1 protein-coding gene and 1 pseudogene are annotated in these 528 nt (G+C 75.9%); both read right to left on the reverse strand.

Features of this window, described 5'->3' with window-relative positions; translation table 11 throughout:
• Positions 1 to 205, reverse strand: a 205-nt coding sequence (locus DC522_RS34060; RefSeq protein ID WP_165820456.1) for an iron chelate uptake ABC transporter family permease subunit, incomplete at its 3' end; no start/stop codon positions are given.
• Positions 202 to 528, reverse strand: a pseudogene (locus DC522_RS34065) (hypothetical protein); the annotation flags it as partial. The pseudogene DC522_RS34065 and the gene DC522_RS34060, both read right to left, overlap by 4 nt.

Consider the following 528-nt stretch of genomic DNA (forward strand, 5'->3'; position numbering starts at 1 on the left):
GGCCGAGGGCGCCGCCGACCACGACGGCCAGGACGGTGCGCGGCAGGCGCAGCTCGAAGATGATCGCCCAGCGGGGATCGGCTCCCGGCGCCGCCCAGGCGCTGAACGGCACCCACACCTTGCCGGCCGCCAGGCTGACCAGGGCGAGCAGGCCTATGGCCGCGATCAGGGCACCCCAGATCAGGGGCGGCGGGGGCCGTTTCATGGGTGAGCCTCCAGGGCCTTGCGGCGGGCGTCGGCGAGCACGGCGGCGGTCTCCAGCAGCACCGGGCCGCCGCAATAGAGCAGCCGCTGCGGGAAGACCGCCCGGCGCATGCGCGGGCCGATGGCCTTCAGGGCCGGATGGCTGACCACCCGCTCGGCCCAGGTGGGCGGGCCGGGCGCGGCCTCGCCGGCCAGCAGCAGCTGCGGCGGGTCGGCGATCAGCCGCTCCAGCGGCACGTTGCCCCAGGTGCGCAGGCCATAGCGCGCGGCCATGTTGTCGAACCCCGTCCGCGTCAGCATCTCGTCGAGCAGGGTGCGGGGGCC

Origin of the sequence: Microvirga sp. KLBC 81, assembly GCF_003075415.1 — a bacterium.
In the GTDB taxonomy this organism is placed as follows: domain Bacteria; phylum Pseudomonadota; class Alphaproteobacteria; order Rhizobiales; family Beijerinckiaceae; genus Microvirga.